Here is a 19,845-nt window from a genome sequence, read left to right on the forward strand (position 1 = left end):
TCCTTGGTCAGGATGTACGCCTCGGCCTTGAACTTGGTGTGCGGCTTCACCGAACCCGGCTTGCACACGACCTGGCCGCGCTCCACGTCCTCACGCTTGGTGCCGCGCAGAAGCACGCCGATGTTGTCGCCCGCCTGCCCCTGGTCCAGAAGCTTGCGGAACATCTCCACGCCCGTCACCGTGGTCTTGGTGGTCGGGCGGATGCCGACGATCTCGACTTCCTCGCCCACCTTCACGATGCCGCGCTCCACGCGACCCGTCACCACCGTGCCGCGGCCCGAGATCGAGAACACGTCCTCGATCGGCATCAGGAACGGCTGGTCCACCGGACGCTCCGGCTGCGGGATGTAGGCGTCGACCGCCTCCATCAGCTTCAGCACCGCCTTGGCGCCAAGCTCCGGATCCCCGTTCTCGAGCGCCACCAGCGCCGAGCCGCGGATGATCGGGATGTCGTCGCCCGGGAAGTCGTACTTCGACAGAAGCTCGCGAACCTCGAGCTCCACCAGCTCGAGAAGCTCCTCGTCGTCGACCATGTCGCACTTGTTCAGGAACACCACCAGCGCCGGAACGCCCACCTGGCGCGCCAGAAGGATGTGCTCGCGGGTCTGCGGCATCGGGCCGTCCGCCGCCGACACCACCAGGATCGCGCCGTCCATCTGCGCCGCGCCCGTGATCATGTTCTTCACGTAGTCCGCGTGGCCGGGGCAGTCCACATGCGCGTAGTGGCGGTTCGAGGTCTCGTACTCGACGTGCGCCGTCGAGATCGTGATCCCGCGCGCCTTCTCTTCCGGCGCCTTGTCGATCTGGTCGTACGCCGTGAACGTCGCGCCGCCCGTCTCCGCAAGAACCTTCGTGATCGCCGCCGTCAGCGACGTCTTGCCATGGTCAACATGGCCAATCGTCCCAATGTTGCAGTGGGGCTTCGAACGGTTGAACTTCTCTTTGGCCACGGGGCTCTCCGTCGGTCAGTATTCGATGTTGTTATGACTTCGCTCAGTGAAAGGCTCAGGCGTACTTCGCCTGAACCTCCTGAGCGACGTTCGACGGCACCTGTTCGTAGTGGTCGAACTGCATGGTGAAGGTCGCGCGGCCCTGGCTGAAGGAACGCAGCGTATTGACGTAGCCGAACATGTTCGCGAGCGGCACCATCGCATTGATGACGTTCGCATTGCCGCGCATGTCCTGGCCCTGGATCTGGCCACGGCGGGAGTTGAGGTCGCCGATCACCGAACCCGTGTAGTCTTCCGGCGTCACCACCTCGACCTTCATGATCGGCTCGAGCAACACCGGACCGCCCTTCTGCAGGGCCTCCCGGAACGCCGCACGCGACGCGATTTCGAAGGCGAGAGCCGACGAGTCGACCTCGTGGAAGGCGCCGTCGATCAGGGTGACCTTGACGTCCACCACCGGGAAGCCGGCGAGCACGCCCGCGCCCATGACGCTCTCGAGGCCCTTCTGGACGCCGGGGATGTACTCCTTCGGCACCGCGCCGCCGACGATCGCGCTCTCGAACTCGAAGCCCTTGCCGACTTCGTTCGGCTCGACCACGAACTTCACCCGCGCGAACTGGCCGGTACCACCGGTCTGCTTCTTGTGGGTGTAGTCGACTTCGGTCTTGCGGGTGATCGTCTCGCGATAGGCCACCTGAGGGGCGCCGATGTTGGCGTCGACCTTGTAGGTGCGCTTCAGGATGTCGACCTTGATGTCGAGGTGCAGTTCGCCCATGCCCTTGAGGATGGTCTGGCCGCTCTCGTGGTCGGTCGACACGCGGAAGGACGGGTCCTCGGCGGCGAGCTTGGAGAGCGCGATGCCGAGCTTCTCCTGGTCGGCCTTGGACTTCGGCTCGATCGCGATCTCGATGACCGGCTCGGGGAACTCCATCTTCTCGAGGATCACCGGCTTCACCGGGTCGCACAGCGTGTCGCCGGTGCGCACTTCCTTGAGGCCCGCGAGAGCGACGATGTCGCCCGCATAAGCTTCCTTGATGTCCTCACGATTGTTCGCGTGCATCAGCAGCATGCGGCCGACGCGCTCGCGCTTGTCGCGGGTGGAGTTCAGCAGGCCCTGGCCCGTCTCGATCTTGCCCGAGTAGACGCGGCAGAAGGTGATCGTGCCGACGAACGGGTCGTCCATGATCTTGAACGCGAGCACGGAGGCCGGCTCCGCATCGGACGGCTTGCGGTCGGTCTCTTCCTCGGTGTTGAAGTCGATGCCCTTGATCGCGCCGCGATCGATCGGGCTCGGCAGGAAGTCGACGACCGCGTCGAGGAGCGGCTGCACGCCCTTGTTCTTGAAGGCCGAGCCGCAGAACACGGGGTTGAACACGCGACCGATCACCGCCTTGCGGATCAGGCCCTTCAGCGTCGCCTCGTCGGGCTCGACGCCCTCGAGGTAGTTGGTCAGCGCGTCATCGTCGAGCTCGACGGCCGCCTCGACCAGCTTGCCGCGATACTCGGCGGCCTGGTCGGCGAGTTCCGCCGGGATTTCCTCGTCGTGATACTTCGCGCCGAGCTCCTCATTGTCCCACACGACAGCCTTCATGCGGATCAGGTCGATCACGCCCTTGAAGTTGTTCTCGGAACCGATCGGGAGCTGGCAGCACACCGGCTTGCCGGCGACGCGGTCGATGATCATCTCGACGCAGCGGAAGAAGTCGGCGCCGATCTTGTCCATCTTGTTGACGAACACGATGCGCGGCACGTTGTACTTGTCCGCCTGGCGCCACACCGTCTCGGTCTGCGGCTCCACGCCCTGGTTGCCGTCGAGCACGCACACCGCGCCGTCGAGCACGCGCAGCGAGCGCTCCACCTCAATGGTGAAGTCCACGTGGCCGGGGGTGTCGATGATGTTCAGGCGCTTGCCCTGCCAGAAAGCGGTCGTCGCGGCCGACGTGATCGTGATGCCGCGCTCCTGCTCCTGGGTCATCCAGTCCATGGTGGCGGCGCCGTCATGGACTTCGCCGATCTTGTGGCTCTTGCCGGTATAAAAGAGGATCCGCTCCGTGGTCGTGGTCTTGCCGGCATCGATGTGGGCCATGATGCCGAAGTTGCGGTAGTCCTCGATAGCGTGCGTGCGCGACATATCAGATCCTCGTCCCGGCTCTCGTCATCACCAGCGGTAGTGAGAGAAGGCGCGGTTCGCCTCCGCCATGCGGTGGGTGTCTTCACGTTTCTTCACGGCCGTGCCGCGATTGTTCGAGGCGTCGAGCAGCTCGCCCGACAGACGCTCGACCATGGTCTTCTCGTTGCGGGCACGCGCAGCGATGATCAGCCAGCGGATCGCCAGCGCCTGACGGCGCTCGGGGCGAACCTCGACCGGCACCTGGTAGGTGGCGCCGCCGACGCGGCGGGAGCGCACCTCGATGGCCGGGCTGACATTGTCCAGCGCCTGCGTGAACACGCCGAGCGGCTCGGACTTGGCACGGTTCTCGACGAGGTCGAGCGCGCCGTAGACGATCTTCTCGGCGACCGACTTCTTGCCGTCATACATGACGGCGTTCATGAAGCGGCTCAGCACCTCGCTCCCGAACTTGGGATCGGGGGTAACTTCGCGGCGCTCTGCACGGTGACGACGGGACATCGCTCAGATCCTCACTTCGGCCGCTTGGCGCCGTACTTCGAACGGCGCTGCTTACGATTCTTGACGCCCTGGGTATCGAGCACGCCACGCAGGATGTGGTAGCGCACGCCCGGAAGGTCCTTCACGCGGCCGCCGCGGATCATGACCACGGAGTGCTCCTGAAGGTTGTGACCTTCGCCAGGGATGTAACCGATGACTTCGTAGCCATTGGTCAAACGAACCTTGGCGACCTTACGAAGCGCCGAGTTCGGCTTCTTCGGGGTCGTGGTGTAGACGCGGGTGCAAACGCCGCGCTTCTGCGGGCTGGCCTGGAGTGCCGGAACCTTGTTCCGGGCCTTCTGGGCTTCCCGCGGCTTGCGGATCAGCTGGTTGATCGTCGGCACGTCTCTCGCCTTCGTCTCGCTGCGCCAAGGACGCAAGCGTCCCGCGCTAACCCAATTCCGCGGCCGCAACCGCATTGAACTCTCGACTGGCAGGAACTCATCGCCTGACCGCCGGTCCAGCCGGCTTCCGGGGCACCTAGCGAACGAAAGAAGCGCCGCCGGCCAGAACCTGGCCGAGGGCGCTGCACGTTCAGAGGATCACGCCTGGGCTTTCGCCCCTTGGTGCGCGATCTTGCGCCGGATGTGGTCTCGCTTGCGTCCCAGCAGCGTCTCGGAACTATCCGTCTGGACAAGGTGTCCTAACGCGTCAATTCCGACCTGCCTGCCGTGAAAGTAGGCGCCTTCTACGCGCCGACTCGCGTTCCGTCAAGCCCGAAGCTGCAATTTGGCGGCTCACGGCGGCGTGCGAGCGGTTGAGGACATTAGATTCCGCCCGCGGGGGCCGGCACGCAACAAAGTAAGCCGGATAGTCCGGGCGCGCGACCCGGATCGCGGGCGTGGCTTTCGGCACGGGCCCGCCGAATCCGGCGCGCCGGTGCTGCGTCTTCAACGTTCGAGGAGATTTCGGTACTCCTCGCTCAGGACCTCGATCTCCTTGGCCGAGAACGGCCATGCCCCGTCGATGATCCCTTCCCGGATCTCATTGGCCAGAACAGGCCAGAATCGATCCACTAAGTCGCTCGCCTCCTGATCGTCGAAGCCCTTCGCCTTCAGATCGAGGAGACAGATCTCCCGCGCCGTCTGCTCCGTTCTCTGCACCGCCGCTCCTCGTCGACGTCCTGCCCATCCCCATCGGGCAGTTCTGGTGCATCTATAAGCCGTTAAGGCCGATTTGCGCTAGAGGAAGATGTCGATGGAACGATGCGAATCCGCACGAATCGTGAAGGCGAGGCCGGACGCTGTCAGGTCGCCGATATCGATGCCGACGGAGCGCCCATCCTCGAGGACGAGCACGGCGCGGCGCGCGTGGCGCGCCTCCACCATCGTGCCGACTTCCGCCGTCAGGACACCGTCCGCCGAGGACGCCGCCTCGTCCGCGCCCGACCGTCGTACCGTGATTTCGTAGGACGCCGTGGACGAGCCGAAGCCGAGCGTGCGCAGCCAGCCATCACCTTTGACGATCGTCGCCGTCATCGTGTTCCCCCAGAACTGTCCGCGGGAGCGCCATCCGCAAATTTCCGCCTTCGCGGACGCTCCGCCTGGATGATCACGCGGCGAAAGATCGTTCCGCCGCCTGCATGATCCGTGGTTACGCCGGATTGTTTAATGTCGTCTTTCATCCGGTAGACCGGCGCGCGGTAGTTTCAGCCGGTCCGGAACGAAAAAGGGCCGCTCCCTGCGGAGCGGCCCCTCGATTTTTCGGCTCGGCGGCGCCGGTCACTCGGCGGCGGCGGGGCCTTCGATCTGCGGCACGTCGGAGGCAGCGTTGTCCTGCTCGTTCTGCGCCGCGATCAGGTCGTCGCGGGTGGTGGCGGTGACGCGCAGCTTCGACATCTGCGCGCCGGTACCGGCCGGGATCAGGCGACCGACGATCACGTTCTCCTTCAGGCCGGCGAGGTCGTCGGACTTGCCGTTGACCGCCGCCTCGGTCAGCACCCGCGTCGTCTCCTGGAAGGAGGCGGCGGAGATGAAGGACCGGGTCTGCAGGCTCGCCTTGGTGATGCCGAGCAGGACCGGGTGGCCGGAGGCGGGCTTCTTGCCTTCCGCCAGCAGCACCTCGTTCATCTCGTTCAGCTCGGAGGCGTCGACCTGCTCGTTGGTGAGCAGATCGCTGTCGCCGGCGTCGTCGATCTCGACCTTCTGCAGCATCTGGCGGACGATCACCTCGATGTGCTTGTCGTTGATGAGCACGCCCTGGAGCCGGTAGACCTCCTGGATCTCGTTGACCAGATAGGCGGCGAGTTCCTCGACGCCCTTGATCGCCAGGATGTCGTGCGGAGCGGGGTTGCCGTCGACGATGAAGTCGCCCTTCTCGACGAGGTCGCCATCCTGCAGGTGGATGTGCTTGCCCTTCGGGATCAGGTACTCGGCCGGCGAGTCCGTCGAGTCCTGCGGCTCGATGGAGAGGCGGCGCTTGTTCTTGTAGTCCTTGCCGAAGCGGATGGTGCCCGCGATCTCGGCGATGATCGCCGCATCCTTCGGACGACGCGCCTCGAACAGCTCCGCCACGCGCGGCAGACCGCCCGTGATGTCGCGGGTCTTGGCGCTTTCCATCGGCACGCGCGCCAGGACGTCGCCGGCCTTGATCGGCGAGCCCGGGTCGCAGGACAGGATCGCGTCGACCGGCAGCGTGTAGCGGGCGTCACCGCCGCGCGGCAGCTTCAGCACCTTGCCGTCCTCGCCGCGGATGACGATCGCCGGACGCAGCTCCGAGCCGCGGCCCGTACGCCAGTCGATCACGAGGCGCTTGGCGATGCCGGTCGACTCGTCGACCGTCTCGGTCATGGACGCACCTTCGACCAGGTCCTCGAAGCCCACCGTACCCTGAACCTCGGTCAGGATCGGGCGGGTGTAGGGGTCCCACTCGGCGATGCGCTGGCCGCGCTTGATCGCGTCGCCCTCGTCCACCTTCAGCTTGGCGCCGAACTGGATGCGGTGCGCCGCCTTCTCGCTGCCGTCCTGATCGACGATCAGGACCGAGAGGTTGCGGCTCATCGCGATCAGCTCGCCTTCCGAGTTCCGCACCACGTTGCGGTTGCGGATCTTCACCGTGCCCTCGAAGCTGGCTTCGATGAAGGACTGCTCGGAGAGCTGCGCCGCACCGCCGATGTGGAAGGTGCGCATGGTGAGCTGGGTGCCCGGCTCGCCGATCGACTGCGCCGCGATGACGCCGACCGCCTCGCCGATGTTGACCGGCGTACCACGCGCGAGGTCGCGGCCGTAGCAGGTGCCGCAGACGCCGTTCTTGGCTTCGCAGGTCAGCACGGAGCGGATCTTGATCTCCTGCACGCCGGCCTTGGTGATGCGCTCGACATCGGCCTCGTCGATCATCTGGCCCGCGGCGACCAGGACGTTGCCGGTGCCGCCCTCGATCACGTCCTCCGCCGTGGTGCGGCCGAGCACGCGCGAGCCCAGCGTCGCGACGATCTGGCCGGCGTCGACGATGGCACGCATGGCGATGCCGTTGGTCGTGCCGCAGTCACGCACCGTGATGATGCTGTCCTGCGCCACGTCCACCAGGCGGCGGGTGAGGTAGCCCGAGTTCGCGGTCTTCAGCGCGGTGTCCGCAAGGCCCTTTCGGGCGCCGTGGGTCGAGTTGAAGTACTCGAGAACCGAGAGGCCTTCCTTGAAGTTCGAGATGATCGGCGTCTCGATGATCTCGCCCGAGGGCTTGGCCATCAGGCCGCGCATGGCGGCGAGCTGGCGCATCTGCTCGCGCGAACCGCGGGCGCCCGAATGGGCCATCATGTAGATCGAGTTGATCGGCTTCGCCCTGCCCGTATCGGGGTCGGTCTTCACCGCCGAAATCTCGGCCATCATCTCGTCGGCGAGGCGCGCCGAGCACTTGCCCCACGCGTCGACGACCTTGTTGTACTTTTCGCCCTGGGTGATCAGGCCGTCATTGTACTGCTGCTCGTATTCCTTCGTGAGCGCGCGGGTCTCCTCGACCATGTTCCACTTCTTCGACGGGACGACCATGTCGTCCTTGCCGAAGGAGATGCCGGCGCGGAAGGCGTTGTAAAAACCGAGCGACATGATGCGGTCGCAGAAGATGACCGTCTCCTTCTGACCGCAATGGCGGTAGACGGTGTCGATCATGTTCGAGATTTCCTTCTTGGTCATCAACTTGTTGACGACCTCGAAGGAAGTCTTCGCGTTCCTCGGCAGCAGTTCGCCGAGCTTCATGCGGCCGGGCGTGGTCTCATAGACCTTCGAGACCTCGTTGCCGTCCTCGTCCACGCCGATGTAGCGGCCCTTCACCTTGGTGTGCAGGGTGATGACCTTGTTCGCCAGCGCGTGGTCGATCTCGCCCATATTCGCGAACGCCATGCCCTCGCCGGGCTCGTTGTCGCGCATCATGGTGAGGTAGTAGAGGCCGAGCACGATGTCCTGCGAGGGGACGATGATCGGGGCGCCGTTGGCCGGGTGCAGGATGTTGTTGGTCGACATCATCAGCACGCGCGCTTCGAGCTGCGCCTCGATCGACAGCGGCACGTGCACCGCCATCTGGTCGCCGTCGAAGTCCGCGTTGAAGGCGGCGCAGACCAGCGGGTGAAGCTGGATCGCCTTGCCCTCGATCAGCACCGGCTCGAACGCCTGGATGCCCAGACGGTGCAGCGTCGGCGCGCGGTTCAGCATCACCGGATGCTCGCGGATCACCTCGTCGAGAATGTCCCACACCTCGGGACGCTCCTTCTCGACCAGCTTCTTCGCCTGCTTCACGGTCGCGGACAGGCCCTTCGCGTCGAGACGCGAATAGATGAAGGGCTTGAACAGCTCGAGCGCCATCTTCTTCGGCAGGCCGCACTGGTGCAGCTTGAGCTCGGGACCGACCACGATAACCGAACGGCCGGAATAGTCGACGCGCTTGCCGAGCAGGTTCTGGCGGAACCGGCCCTGCTTGCCCTTCAGCATGTCGGCGAGCGACTTCAGCGGGCGCTTGTTGGCACCCGTGATGACGCGGCCGCGCCGGCCGTTGTCGAACAGCGCATCGACCGCCTCCTGAAGCATGCGCTTCTCGTTGCGGATGATGATGTCCGGCGCCTTCAGCTCGATCAGCCGCTTCAGGCGGTTGTTACGGTTGATGACGCGGCGGTACAGGTCGTTCAGGTCCGAGGTCGCGAAGCGGCCGCCGTCGAGCGGCACCAGCGGACGCAGGTCCGGCGGGATGACCGGGACATGGGTCAGGATCATCCACTCCGGCTTGTTGCCGGAGAGCTGGAACGCCTCGACGATCTTCAGCCGCTTGGCGAGCTTCTTCGGCTTGAGCTCGGTGGTCGCCTCGGCGATCTCCTTGCGCAGGTTGCCGGCGATCTTCTCGAGATCCATGCCGCGCAGCAGCTCGCGGATCGCCTCCGCGCCGATCAGCGCGGTGAACGAATCCTCGCCGTACTCCTCCTGCGCCCGCAGATAGTCCTCTTCCGAGAGGAGCTGACGCTCCTTCAGCGGGGTGAGGCCCGGCTCGATGACGCAGTAATATTCGAAGTACAGGATACGCTCGAGGTCCTTGAGCGTCATGTCGAGCAGCAGGCCGATGCGGCTCGGCAGCGACTTCAGGAACCAGATGTGCGCGACCGGGGCGGCCAGCTCGATATGGCCCATGCGCTCGCGGCGCACGCGCGAGAGGGTGACCTCGACGCCGCACTTCTCGCAGATGATGCCCTTGTACTTCATGCGCTTGTACTTGCCGCACAAGCACTCGTAGTCCTTGATCGGCCCGAAGATGCGCGCGCAGAACAGGCCGTCGCGCTCGGGCTTGAACGTCCGGTAGTTGATCGTCTCCGGCTTCTTGATCTCGCCGAAGGACCACGACAGGATTTTCTCCGGACTCGCGATCGAGATCTTGATCTGATCGAAAGTCGGCGCCGGCGTGGCCGGATTGAAGAGATTCATGACCTCTTGATTCATCGCCGTCTCCTTCGGCTGGACCCTGCCCCCGCCGCCGCGGGTCGCCTGGGTCGCTGAAAAGTCTGATCTGGGACGCGTAGGACGCGGTCGGAGGACGCGGGTGCCGTCAGGGGCTCCCGCGTCCTCGGGTCAATCGGTCATTCGGCCGCCGGCAGGCTCTCTCCGGCGCCGGGCACCGGGCTGTGGGTCTTGGAGTTCATCAGCTCCACGTTCAGACCCAGAGAGCGCATTTCCTTCACGAGCACGTTGAAGCTCTCGGGAATGCCCGCCTCGAAGGTGTCGTCGCCGCGCACGATGGCCTCGTAGACCTTGGTGCGGCCGGCCACGTCGTCCGACTTCACGGTCAGCATCTCCTGCAGCGTGTAGGCGGCACCGTAGGCCTCGAGCGCCCACACCTCCATCTCGCCGAAGCGCTGGCCGCCGAACTGCGCCTTGCCGCCCAGCGGCTGCTGGGTGACGAGCGAGTACGGGCCGATCGAGCGCGCGTGGATCTTGTCGTCCACCAGGTGGTGCAGCTTCAGCATGTAGATGTAGCCGACGGTCACCTTGCGGTCGAACTGCTCGCCGGTGCGCCCGTCGAACAGCGTCGACTGCGCCGACTTGTCCAGCCCGGCCAGATCCAGCATCCGCTCGATGTCGCCTTCGCGCGCACCGTCGAACACCGGGGTGGCGATGGGCACGCCGCGCCGCAGGTTCGATCCCAGCTCGACCAGCCCATCCTCGTCCAGGGACTCGATGGTCTCGTCATCACCGTAGATCTTGCCGAACGCGTCCTTCAGCGGGGCAACGTCATGGGTCGCTCGATAGCTCTCGATCGCCCGGTCGATCACCCGGCCGAGGCCCGCGCAGGCCCAGCCCAGATGCGTCTCCAGGATCTGCCCAACATTCATGCGGCTCGGCACGCCGAGCGGGTTGAGCACCATGTCGACCGGGGTACCGTCCTCAAGGAACGGCATGTCCTCGACCGGGACGATGCGCGAGACCACGCCCTTGTTGCCGTGCCGGCCGGCCATCTTGTCGCCCGGCTGGATCTTGCGCTTCACGGCGATGAAGACCTTGACCATCTTCATCACGCCGGGCGGCAGCTCGTCGCCGCGCTGCAGCTTCTCGACCTTGTCGAGGAAGCGCTGCTCGAGACGCTTCTTGGACTCGTCGTACTGGTTGCGGATCGCCTCCAGCTCGCTCATGAGCTGGTCGTCCGCCACCGCGAACTGCCACCACTGGCTGCGCGGATAGTCGGCCAGCACCGTGCGGCTGAGCACCGTATCCTTCTTGAAGCCCTTGGGGCCGGCGACGCCGGTCTTGCCGTCCAGCATCTCGGCGATGCGGCCGAACACGTTGCGGTCGAGGATCGCCTGCTCGTCGTCGCGGTCCTTGGCGAGACGCTCGATCTCCTCGCGCTCGATGGCCTGCGCACGCTCGTCCTTGTCGACGCCGTGGCGATTGAACACGCGCACTTCGACGATGGTGCCAGTAACGCCCGGCGGGACGCGCAGCGAGGTGTCGCGCACGTCGGCGGCCTTCTCGCCGAAGATGGCGCGGAGGAGCTTCTCCTCCGGCGTCATCGGGCTCTCGCCCTTCGGCGTGATCTTGCCGCAGAGGATGTCGCCGGCCTGCACCTCGGCACCGATATAGACGATGCCCGCCTCGTCCAGGTTCTTCAGCGCCTCTTCCGACACGTTCGGAATGTCGCGCGTGATTTCCTCCGGACCCAGCTTGGTGTCGCGGGCCATCACTTCGAACTCCTCGATGTGGATCGACGAGAAGATGTCGCCCTTCGAGATGTTCTCGGACAGCAGGATCGAGTCCTCGAAGTTGTAGCCGTTCCACGGCATGAACGCGACGAGGATGTTCCGGCCGAGCGCCAGGTCGCCGAGATCGGTCGAGGGACCGTCGGCGATGATGTCGCCCTTCTTGACCCAGTCGCCCACGCGCACCAGCGGACGCTGGTTGATGCAGGTCGACTGGTTCGAACGCTGGAACTTCTGCAGCCGGTAGATGTCGACGCCCGACTTCGACGGATCGTTCTCTTCCGTCGCGCGGATGACGATACGGGTCGCGTCCACCTGGTCGACGATGCCGGTACGGCGAGCGCCGATGGCCGCGCCCGAATCACGGGCGACCACGCTCTCCATGCCGGTGCCGACGAACGGCGCATCGGCGCGGACCAGCGGCACCGCCTGGCGCTGCATGTTCGAGCCCATCAGCGCGCGGTTGGCGTCGTCGTTCTCGAGGAACGGGATCAGCGCCGCGGCGACCGACACGAGCTGCTTCGGCGACACGTCCATGAAGTCGACGCGGTCCGGCGTGACCAGCAGCACGTCGCCGGCGTGGCGGCAGACGATCAGGTCCTCGGTGAAGCGGCCTTCCGCGTCGAGCGGGATGTTGGCCTGCGCGACGTAGTACTTCCCCTCCTCCATGGCGGAGAGATAGACCACCTCGTCCTGGACCTGGCTGTCCTTCACGCGCCGGTAGGGCGCCTCGATGAAGCCGTACTTGTTCACGCGGGCGAAGGTCGCCAGCGAGTTGATCAGGCCGATGTTCGGGCCTTCCGGCGTCTCGATCGGGCAGATGCGGCCGTAATGCGTCGGGTGCACGTCGCGCACCTCGAAGCCGGCACGCTCGCGGGTCAGACCGCCCGGGCCAAGCGCCGAGAGACGACGCTTGTGGGTGATCTCCGAGAGCGGGTTGGTCTGGTCCATGAACTGCGAGAGCTGCGAGGAGCCGAAGAACTCGCGCACCGCCGCCGCCACAGGCTTGGCGTTGATCAGGTCCTGCGGCATCACGGTGTCGATGTCGACGGACGACATGCGCTCCTTGATGGCGCGCTCCATGCGGAGCAGACCGACCCGGTACTGGTTCTCCATGAGCTCGCCGACCGAACGCACACGGCGGTTGCCGAGGTGGTCGATGTCGTCGATCTCGCCCTTGCCGTCGCGCAGCTCGACCAGCGTCTTGATGACCGCGAGGATGTCCTCGCGGCGCAGCACGCGCACCGTGTCCTCGGCGTCGAGGTCGAGGCGCATGTTCATCTTCACGCGGCCGACGGCCGAGAGGTCGTAGCGCTCGGAATCGAAAAACAGCGAGTGGAACATCGCCTGCGCGGAATCGAGCGTGGGCGGCTCGCCCGGGCGCATCACGCGGTAGATGTCGAACAGCGCGTCCTCGCGCGTGACGTTCTTGTCGATCGCCAGCGTGTTGCGGATGTAGGCGCCGATGTTCACATGGTCGATGTCGAGGATCGGCAGCTCGTCATAGCCGAGCTCCTCGAGCTGCTTCAGCATCTTCTCGGTGACTTCCTCGCCGGCTTCGACGTAGATCTCGCCGTTCTGGGGATTCACCAGATCCTGGGCCACGTACTGGCCGATCATCTCCTCGTCGGAGATCTTGAGCGCCTTCAGGCCCTTCTCGGCCAGCAGGCGGGCCTGGCGGACCGTCACCTTCTTGCCGGCCTCGATCACGATCTCGCCGGTGTCGGCGTCGACCAGGTCGGCGACGGCCTTGTAGCCCTTCATGCGCTTGGGATCGAACGGCATGCGCCATCCGCCCGCGGCGCGGGTGAAGGAGATGGTGTCGTAGAAGGTGTTGAGGATCTCCTCGCCGTCGAGGCCGAGGGCGAACAGCAGGCTCGTCACCGGAATCTTGCGGCGGCGGTCGATGCGCGCATACACGATGTCCTTGGCGTCGAACTCGATGTCGAGCCAGGAACCGCGATACGGGATGATGCGGGCGGCGAACAGCAGCTTGCCCGAGGAGTGCGTCTTGCCCTTGTCGTGGTCGAAGAACACGCCCGGGGAACGGTGCATCTGCGAGACGATGACGCGCTCGGTGCCGTTCACGATGAAGGTGCCGTTCGACGTCATGAGCGGGATGTCGCCCATGTAGACGTCCTGCTCCTTGATGTCCTTGACGGACCGGGAGCCGGAATCGGGATCGACATCGAACACGATGAGGCGGAGGGTCACCTTCAGCGGCGCGGCGAAGGTCATGCCGCGCTGGCGGCACTCATCCACGTCATATTTCGGCGGCTCGAACTCGTAGCGAACGAATTCGAGCATGGCCGCGCCCGAAAAGTCCGAGATCGGGAAAACCGACTTGAAAACCGCCTGAATGCCGTCGTCCGCGCGACCGCCCTTCGGCTCGTCGATCTGCAGGAACTGGTCGTAGGACGCCTTCTGAACCTCGATGAGGTTCGGCATCTCTGCGACTTCCTTGATCTTGCCGAAAAACTTGCGGACCCGCTTACGACCGGTGAACGTCTGCGCCATGTCGCTCCTCGCTCCGTCCGAGTACCCGTCCGCGCCGCACCACACGAGGGCGAACCCCTCGCGCAGCGAGACGCATGCTGCCGGAACAATCCGACGAGGATGCGGCATGCCGCTCCCCGCCCTGCTCCGCGCCGACGGCTCGCCTGGAGATCCCGCTCGGGGATCGCCGGGGAAGCCGTCGCGCTTCCCTTCATCGCCGCCGGCAAGCCGACGGCAGAGGCCGCCGGCGTACCGGCGGCCCCGAAATCGTCAGAGGCTCACTTGAGCTCGACCTTGGCGCCGGCCTTCTCGAGCTGGCCCTTGAGCTTCTCGGCCTCGTCCTTGGCAACGCCTTCCTTGACGGGCTTGGGCGCACCCTCGACGAGGTCCTTGGCTTCCTTGAGGCCCAGGCCGGTGATGGCGCGGACTTCCTTGATGACCTCGATCTTCTTGTCGCCGGCCGCGGCCAGGACAACGGTGAACTCGGTCTGCTCCTCGGCGGCCGGAGCGGCAGCGCCGCCGGCCGGAGCGGCGGCCACGGCCACGGCGGCCGCGGCGGAGACGCCCCACTTCTCCTCGAGGAGCTTCGCGAGCTCGGCGGCCTCGAGAACGGTCAGGTTGGAAAGCTCGTCAACGAGCTTCGACAGATCAGCCATTTTACTTAAGTCCTTGGATTTCGGTTCGAACCAGAATTTACCGGTAAAGCCTCACGCGGCTTCGTTCTCGCGGCTGTAGGCCCCGAACACGCGGGCGAGCTTCGCCGCCGGCGCGGTGCTGAGCTGGGCGATCTTGGTCGCCGGGGCCTGGATGAGGCCAACCAGCTTCGCACGCAGTTCATCGAGGGACGGCATGGTGGCCAGAGCCTTCACACCATCCACATCCAGGGCCGTCTTGCCGAAGGCCCCGCCAAGGATGACGAACTTGTCGTTCGCCTTGGCGAAGTCGACGGCAACCTTCGGAGCCGCAACGGGATCGCTCGAATAAGCGATGATGGTCGGCCCCTTCAGCAGGGACGCGACGTGCGCGACGTCCGATCCTTCGAGAGCGATCTTGGCGAGGCGGTTCTTGGCCACCTTCACGGTCGCACCGGACGCCCGCATCTGCCGGCGCAGGGCCGACATCTGGGCGACGGTGAGTCCGGAATAGTGGGCCACGACGACGACAGAGGTGCTCTTGAACACCTCGCCGAGCGACGTGACGAGCTCTTCTTTTTGTGCTCGATCCACTTCACTTGCTCTCCGGTGGCGAGGAAGAGGACTTCCCCGCCTGGTTTGCGCCTTGCCCCCTCCCGCGAGCGGGAGGTGACGGTTAGCATCCTGTCCCCTTGGGACCGGAAAACCGGCCAAGGCGCTGGTTCGAGCCGAAATCCAAGTTCCGGCACGCCGGAACCCTGCACTACGGTCGTACCCCGTCTATGCTGGCCCCGGAGCGGGATTAAGCCACCCCGAAGGGAGGCACCGGCAGTCTCGGACAGGACTTTGGCCGGCAGGGCGAGCCCTACCGGCCTCTCCACCCGGTTTTACGCGGGCGAAAGCCTCGAATCTCATCAGCTCCGCGCTCGACCGGAGTCGAGAGCGAAACCGCCCATATAGAGGGTCGATTGGGATTTGTCACCCCTGATAGCACCCGGGACTTGACAAATCCACCCCTTTAAGTTCACGGCGCCGCGACCCGCAAAGGCGGGCCGCGCAGGGCCGCTCAGTTCGCGGTCAGCACCGAAGCCGGCTCGATCTTCAGGCCGGGGCCCATGGTCGAGGACACGGCGATGCGCTGGACATAGGTGCCCTTGGCGCCGGTCGGCTTGGCCCGGACCACCGCGTCGGCGAAGGCGCGGATGTTCTCGGCGAGCTTGTCGGTCGAGAACGAGATCTTGCCGATGCCGGCGTGGATGATGCCGGCCTTCTCGACGCGGAACTCGACGGCGCCGCCCTTGGCGGCCTCGACCGCGCCCTTCACGTCCATGGTCACGGTGCCGACCTTCGGGTTCGGCATCAGGCCGCGCGGGCCCAGCACCTTACCGAGGCGGCCGACCAGCGGCATCATGTCCGGCGTGGCGATGCAGCGATCGAAGTCGATCGTGCCGCCCTGGACGGTCTCGAGCAGGTCCTCGGCGCCGACGATGTCGGCACCCGCCGCCTTGGCCTCGTCGGCCTTGGCGCCGCGCGCGAACACGGCGACGCGCACCGTGCGGCCCGAGCCGTTCGGGAGCTGGCACACGCCGCGGACCATCTGGTCGGCGTGGCGGGGATCGACGCCGAGATTCAGCGCCACCTCGACGGTCTCGTCGAACTTGGCGGTCGCCTTCTCCTTGAGAATGGCGATCGCCTCATCGAGGCCGTACAGCTTCACGGGATCGACGCCCTCGCGGACGGCACGCATACGCTTGGAGATCTTGGCCATCAGCTCAACCCACCACCTGGAGGCCCATCGAACGGGCGGAGCCCTCGATCATGCGAACCGCCGCTTCGACGGTCTCGCAGTTGAGGTCCTTCATCTTCTTTTCGGCGATCTCGCGCATCTGCTCCTGCGAGACCTTGCCGACGAAGCCGCCCTTGCCCGGGGTCTTGGAGCCCGAGCCGGGCTTCTTCTTGGTGTCGAGGCCGGCGGCCTTCTTCAGGAAGTAGGAGACCGGCGGGGTCTTCAGCTCGAAGGTGAAGGAACGGTCCTGATACGCGGTGATCAGAACCGGGATGGGCATGCCCTTTTCCATCTGGGCGGTCTGCGCGTTGAACGCCTTGCAGAACTCCATGATGTTGAGGCCGCGCTGGCCGAGCGCGGGACCGATCGGCGGGGCGGGATTCGCCGAGCCGGCCGGCACCTGCAGCTTCACGTAGCCGGTGATCTTTTTCGCCATGGGGGACTCCTCGACGTCGCGACTGCCGGTCGCAAACGCCAAAGCACGCCGACGCGACGGCGGGTCGCGGGCGGCGCATATTGAGGATCGCGGTAGCGGCGTGCTTCGTTCCGGCTGGCGAACCGGACACGCCTCCCGCGTATGGATGCATCCGGGGATGCGGCCGCCGCCATACAGCAATTCGGGCGGAATGGAAAGTCCCTGCCGCGAATTGGCCTGCGGCGGGGAGCGTCTTCAGATGGGGATTCAGGCGATCGACGGCAAGCCTTCCCGCCGGACGCCTTCGCGGCGGGTGCCTTCGTGCCGGACGCCCTCACGGCTGGCCCCTTCACGGCGAACGTCGTCCGGCGCCGCCCCCTCCTGCCGGCGCGAACGGCGCGCCTCGCGCGCGAGAATCGCATCGGCGTCGAGGCTGCGGATCGGCGTTCCGAGGTCGCGCGGCACGTCGCCCTCGACCTGCAGGGCGAGGTAGCGCCCGCAGCATACCCGCAGGAAGGAGGCGAAGTTCTCCACCTGCCCGTGGGCGAAGGTCAGCTCCTCGTGCAGTCGGGAGAGGAGCTGCGGCAGGCTCATGCCGTCGCGCCGGGCGATCTCCTCCAGCACCTGCCAATAGAGGTTCTCCAGCCGCACGCTGGTCGAGAAGCCGTGCATGCGCACGGATTTGAGGCGCGTCTGCCACAGGCGCGGATCGGCCTCGACGAAGAGCTTGCACATGGCGCCCTCCCTGGCTGCGGGGCGGACGGCCCCGCCCGCATCATAGCCCCTATCGGTGGGCCCGCGAACCGGCACCGGAGCCTCCCGGTGCCGGCGACGCGGGGAGGCTCAGGCTGCCTTGCGCGTGGCGGTGTTCACCTCGCCATGGACGAGCGAGGTGCCGAGCACGGCGAGGAACTGGCCGATCCAGGCCGGATGCGCCGGCCAGGCGGGGGCGCTGACGAGGTTGCCGTCCGTCACCGCGGCGTCGATGGCGATGTCGGCATAGGTGCCGCCGGCGAGCTCCACCTCGGCCCGGCAGGCGGGATAGGCCGAGCAGGTCCGCCCTTCCAGCACCCGCGCCCCGGCGAGGAGCTGGGCGCCGTGGCAGATGGCGGCGACCGGCTTGTCGGCGGCAAAGAAGTGCTGGACGATCTCGATCGCGCGGGCGTTCATCCGCAGATATTCCGGCGCCCGCCCGCCCGGAATCACCAGCGCGTCGTAGCGCGCCGGGTCGACCTCGGCGAAGGTCGCGTTGAGCGCGAAATTGTGCCCGCGCTTCTCGGAATAGGTCTGTTGGCCCTCGAAATCATGGATCGCGGTGGTGACCGTATCGCCCGCCTTTTTGTCCGGGCACACGGCATGCACCGTATGGCCGACGGCGAGCAGCGCCTGGAACGGCACCATCAGCTCGTAGTCCTCGACGTAGTCGCCGACGACCATCAGGATGCGCTTGGCGGCCATCTCATATCCTCCCATGTCCGGCCTTGTTGGCGGAGGAAGGATAGGCCGGGCGTTCCGGGCACGGGTGTTAACCCGCTAACGCGCCGCGACGGCCCGATGCGATGGCCGCCCGACGAAACGAAAAAGGCGCGGACCCTGCCCGCGCCTTCATGCCTGCATTCCGAAGCTTTCGCCCTGCCGGTCAGGTCTTCTCGACCTGGCCGTATTCGAGTTCCACCGGCGTGGCGCGGCCGAAGATCGACACCGCGACCTTGAGGCGCGAGCGGGCGTCGTCCACTTCCTCGACGATGCCGTTGAACGAGGCGAAGGGGCCGTCCGCCACCTTGACCGTCTCGCCGACCTCGAAGGTGACGGAGGGCTTGGGCCGCTCGATGCCTTCCTGCACCTGCTGAAGGATGCGCATGGCCTCCTTCTCGGAGATCGGCATCGGCTTGTTGTCGGCGCCGAGGAAGCCCGTGACCTTCGGCGTGTTCTTGATGAGGTGGAAGGCCTCGTCGGTGAGGTCCATCTTCACCAGCACGTAGCCCGGGAAGAACTTGCGCTCGGCGTCGACCTTGCGGCCGCGGCGCACCTCGACGACCTTCTCGGTCGGAACCAGCACCTGCTCGAACAGGTCGGAAAGACCACGCTGGCCGGCCTGCTCCTTGATGGAGTCGGCGACCTTCTTCTCGAAGTTCGAATAGGCGTGGACGATGTACCAGCGCATCGGCATCGCGTGTCTCCTCAACGCCCGATCTGGAGGATCTGGCCGATCACGAAGCTCAGGATCTGATCCGCGACCAGGAAGAACAGCGAGGCCAGCACGACCATGACGAAAACCATGGCGGTGGTGATCAGCGTCTCGCGACGGGTCGGCCAGGTCACCTTGCGCGCTTCGGCGCGGACCTGCTGAAAGAACTCGACCGGGTTCGTCTTCGCCATGCTCGTCTCGAAATGCCTCTGTTGCGCGAAAGGATCACGCAGCTGCGGAAACCCGTGCGGCGGCCGGAAGGCTTTCGCATCCTCTTCCGTCCACGCGCACGATGCGGGCGTATAGCCCGCCAAACCGCCTCGCGTCAAAGGACGTCTGCGTTTCGCCTGCCATCCTGCGGAATGGATGGCAGGAGTGGAGGGACTCGAACCCCCAACCCCCGGTTTTGGAGACCGGTGCTCTAACCAGTTGAGCTACACTCCTAGACCGGCGTCCCGAGGCGGGAGACGGACGCTCGCCGGCTTCGGACGACGATCGCGCCGCGACCCGCGAAAACCGGTCCGGCGCATCGGCCGCGTGTGTGTAGTGGTACGCGCGCCGCCTGTAAAGAGGACCCGTACCGGGAACGCCATCTCGCCCCTCCCCGCCCCGCGCAACGCCCTTCACGCCCGCTTCGTGCCCGCGCGCGGAGCATTGAGGTGCGCCCTCGATGCGGCCGGAGGCGGCACTCGCGATTCGCCTTGTCGGCGGACGGCGCCGTGACCATCCGTTCAGCGCCGTGCCGCGCCCTTCTCCGCATCACGGGCATCGCGCCAGCGGCGATAGTCCTGCGGCAGGCAGACCGCGCAGGGCCGAAAGCCGGCCGCGATCGCCGTCGCCTCGTCGGCGAAGAAGACCCGGTGCGGCACATAGCCCCCGCGCGCGAGCGCCCGCAGCGCCGCTGCACAGTCGAGCCGGCCATACACCTTGGTCTGGCGATGGCCGCCATAGGTCCCCGGAACGGCGCTTTCATAGACGCGCCGGTCGGCCCCCATCAGCTTGAACATCTTGCCCATCTTTGCCCCACGTTTCCCCTGCCCGGCAGGA

16 protein-coding genes, 1 tRNA gene and 1 pseudogene are annotated in these 19,845 nt (G+C 66.0%); all 18 read right to left on the reverse strand.

What is annotated here, in order from left to right:
- Positions 1-950 (reverse strand): elongation factor Tu (gene tuf, locus NVS89_RS00005; RefSeq protein WP_258730395.1); only part of this gene is annotated, 950 nt, incomplete at its 3' end.
- 55 nt (positions 951-1,005) lie between these two features.
- Entirely contained in the window at positions 1,006-3,081 is a 2,076-nt protein-coding gene (fusA, locus tag NVS89_RS00010) for an elongation factor G (RefSeq protein WP_258730396.1), read from the reverse strand.
- 27 nt (positions 3,082-3,108) lie between these two features.
- A complete protein-coding gene (gene rpsG / locus NVS89_RS00015) occupies positions 3,109-3,579 on the reverse strand; it encodes a 30S ribosomal protein S7 (protein WP_258730397.1) in 471 nt (156 codons plus the stop codon).
- A gap of 11 nt (positions 3,580-3,590) precedes the next feature.
- Complete coding sequence (rpsL, locus tag NVS89_RS00020; protein WP_018390597.1) at positions 3,591-3,962, reverse strand: 30S ribosomal protein S12; 372 nt, start codon at positions 3,960-3,962, stop codon at positions 3,591-3,593.
- A 546-nt stretch (positions 3,963-4,508) separates the two neighbouring features.
- Complete coding sequence (locus NVS89_RS00025) at positions 4,509-4,721, reverse strand: hypothetical protein (RefSeq protein ID WP_258730398.1); 213 nt, start codon at positions 4,719-4,721, stop codon at positions 4,509-4,511.
- A gap of 78 nt (positions 4,722-4,799) precedes the next feature.
- On the reverse strand, positions 4,800-5,096 hold the full coding sequence (locus tag NVS89_RS00030) for a hypothetical protein (protein ID WP_258730399.1): 297 nt from the start codon (positions 5,094-5,096) through the stop codon (positions 4,800-4,802).
- A 243-nt stretch (positions 5,097-5,339) separates the two neighbouring features.
- Complete coding sequence (gene rpoC, locus NVS89_RS00035) at positions 5,340-9,530, reverse strand: DNA-directed RNA polymerase subunit beta' (RefSeq protein ID WP_258730400.1); 4,191 nt, start codon at positions 9,528-9,530, stop codon at positions 5,340-5,342.
- 137 nt (positions 9,531-9,667) lie between these two features.
- Complete coding sequence (rpoB, locus tag NVS89_RS00040) at positions 9,668-13,798, reverse strand: DNA-directed RNA polymerase subunit beta (protein ID WP_258730401.1); 4,131 nt, start codon at positions 13,796-13,798, stop codon at positions 9,668-9,670.
- A 257-nt stretch (positions 13,799-14,055) separates the two neighbouring features.
- Positions 14,056-14,433 (reverse strand): 50S ribosomal protein L7/L12, encoded by a 378-nt coding sequence (rplL, locus tag NVS89_RS00045; protein ID WP_258730402.1) that lies wholly within the window; start codon positions 14,431-14,433, stop codon positions 14,056-14,058.
- Between the two features lie 51 nt (positions 14,434-14,484).
- A complete protein-coding gene (gene rplJ / locus NVS89_RS00050) occupies positions 14,485-15,003 on the reverse strand; it encodes a 50S ribosomal protein L10 (RefSeq protein ID WP_258730403.1) in 519 nt (172 codons plus the stop codon).
- A gap of 472 nt (positions 15,004-15,475) precedes the next feature.
- A complete protein-coding gene (rplA, locus tag NVS89_RS00055; RefSeq protein ID WP_258730404.1) occupies positions 15,476-16,177 on the reverse strand; it encodes a 50S ribosomal protein L1 in 702 nt (233 codons plus the stop codon).
- A gap of 4 nt (positions 16,178-16,181) precedes the next feature.
- Positions 16,182-16,631, reverse strand: coding sequence for a 50S ribosomal protein L11 (rplK, locus tag NVS89_RS00060; RefSeq protein ID WP_258730405.1), 450 nt, complete (start codon positions 16,629-16,631; stop codon positions 16,182-16,184).
- Between the two features lie 372 nt (positions 16,632-17,003).
- Positions 17,004-17,345 (reverse strand): annotated as a pseudogene (locus NVS89_RS00065) (ribbon-helix-helix domain-containing protein); the annotation flags it as partial.
- 108 nt (positions 17,346-17,453) lie between these two features.
- Positions 17,454-18,068 carry a DJ-1/PfpI family protein gene (locus tag NVS89_RS00070; protein WP_258730406.1) on the reverse strand — a complete coding sequence of 205 codons (615 nt, stop codon included), beginning with the start codon at positions 18,066-18,068 and terminating at the stop codon, positions 17,454-17,456.
- 181 nt (positions 18,069-18,249) lie between these two features.
- Positions 18,250-18,780: a transcription termination/antitermination protein NusG gene (gene nusG / locus NVS89_RS00075; protein WP_258730407.1), complete on the reverse strand. Its 531-nt coding sequence runs from the start codon at positions 18,778-18,780 to the stop codon at positions 18,250-18,252.
- A gap of 11 nt (positions 18,781-18,791) precedes the next feature.
- Positions 18,792-18,989, reverse strand: a complete 198-nt coding sequence (gene secE, locus NVS89_RS00080; protein WP_258730408.1) for a preprotein translocase subunit SecE — start codon at positions 18,987-18,989, stop codon at positions 18,792-18,794.
- Positions 18,990-19,165: 176 nt separating this feature from the next.
- Positions 19,166-19,242: transfer RNA gene (locus NVS89_RS00085), tRNA-Trp, on the reverse strand.
- Between the two features lie 287 nt (positions 19,243-19,529).
- Positions 19,530-19,814: an Ada metal-binding domain-containing protein gene (locus NVS89_RS00090; RefSeq protein ID WP_258730409.1), complete on the reverse strand. Its 285-nt coding sequence runs from the start codon at positions 19,812-19,814 to the stop codon at positions 19,530-19,532.
- Positions 19,815-19,845 lie beyond the last annotated feature (31 nt).

The organism is Ancylobacter mangrovi, assembly GCF_024752355.1.
Taxonomy (GTDB): Bacteria; Pseudomonadota; Alphaproteobacteria; order Rhizobiales; family Xanthobacteraceae; genus Ancylobacter; species Ancylobacter mangrovi.

Excerpts from the sequence above, each read along its gene's own strand:
- rplA (WP_258730404.1), bottom strand. The coding sequence starts at position 16,177 with ATGGCCAAGATCTCCAAGCGTATGCGTGCCGTCCGCGAGGGCGTCGAT.
- NVS89_RS00090 (WP_258730409.1), bottom strand. The coding sequence starts at position 19,814 with ATGGGCAAGATGTTCAAGCTGATGGGGGCCGACCGGCGCGTCTATGAA.
- NVS89_RS00070 (WP_258730406.1), bottom strand. The coding sequence starts at position 18,068 with ATGGCCGCCAAGCGCATCCTGATGGTCGTCGGCGACTACGTCGAGGAC.
- rpoC (WP_258730400.1), bottom strand. The coding sequence starts at position 9,530 with ATGAATCAAGAGGTCATGAATCTCTTCAATCCGGCCACGCCGGCGCCG.
- NVS89_RS00030 (WP_258730399.1), bottom strand. The coding sequence starts at position 5,096 with ATGACGGCGACGATCGTCAAAGGTGATGGCTGGCTGCGCACGCTCGGC.
- rpsG (WP_258730397.1), bottom strand. The coding sequence starts at position 3,579 with ATGTCCCGTCGTCACCGTGCAGAGCGCCGCGAAGTTACCCCCGATCCC.
- secE (WP_258730408.1), bottom strand. The coding sequence starts at position 18,989 with ATGGCGAAGACGAACCCGGTCGAGTTCTTTCAGCAGGTCCGCGCCGAA.
- fusA (WP_258730396.1), bottom strand. The coding sequence starts at position 3,081 with ATGTCGCGCACGCACGCTATCGAGGACTACCGCAACTTCGGCATCATG.
- nusG (WP_258730407.1), bottom strand. The coding sequence starts at position 18,780 with ATGCCGATGCGCTGGTACATCGTCCACGCCTATTCGAACTTCGAGAAG.
- rpoB (WP_258730401.1), bottom strand. The coding sequence starts at position 13,798 with ATGGCGCAGACGTTCACCGGTCGTAAGCGGGTCCGCAAGTTTTTCGGC.
- rplK (WP_258730405.1), bottom strand. The coding sequence starts at position 16,631 with ATGGCGAAAAAGATCACCGGCTACGTGAAGCTGCAGGTGCCGGCCGGC.
- rplL (WP_258730402.1), bottom strand. The coding sequence starts at position 14,433 with ATGGCTGATCTGTCGAAGCTCGTTGACGAGCTTTCCAACCTGACCGTT.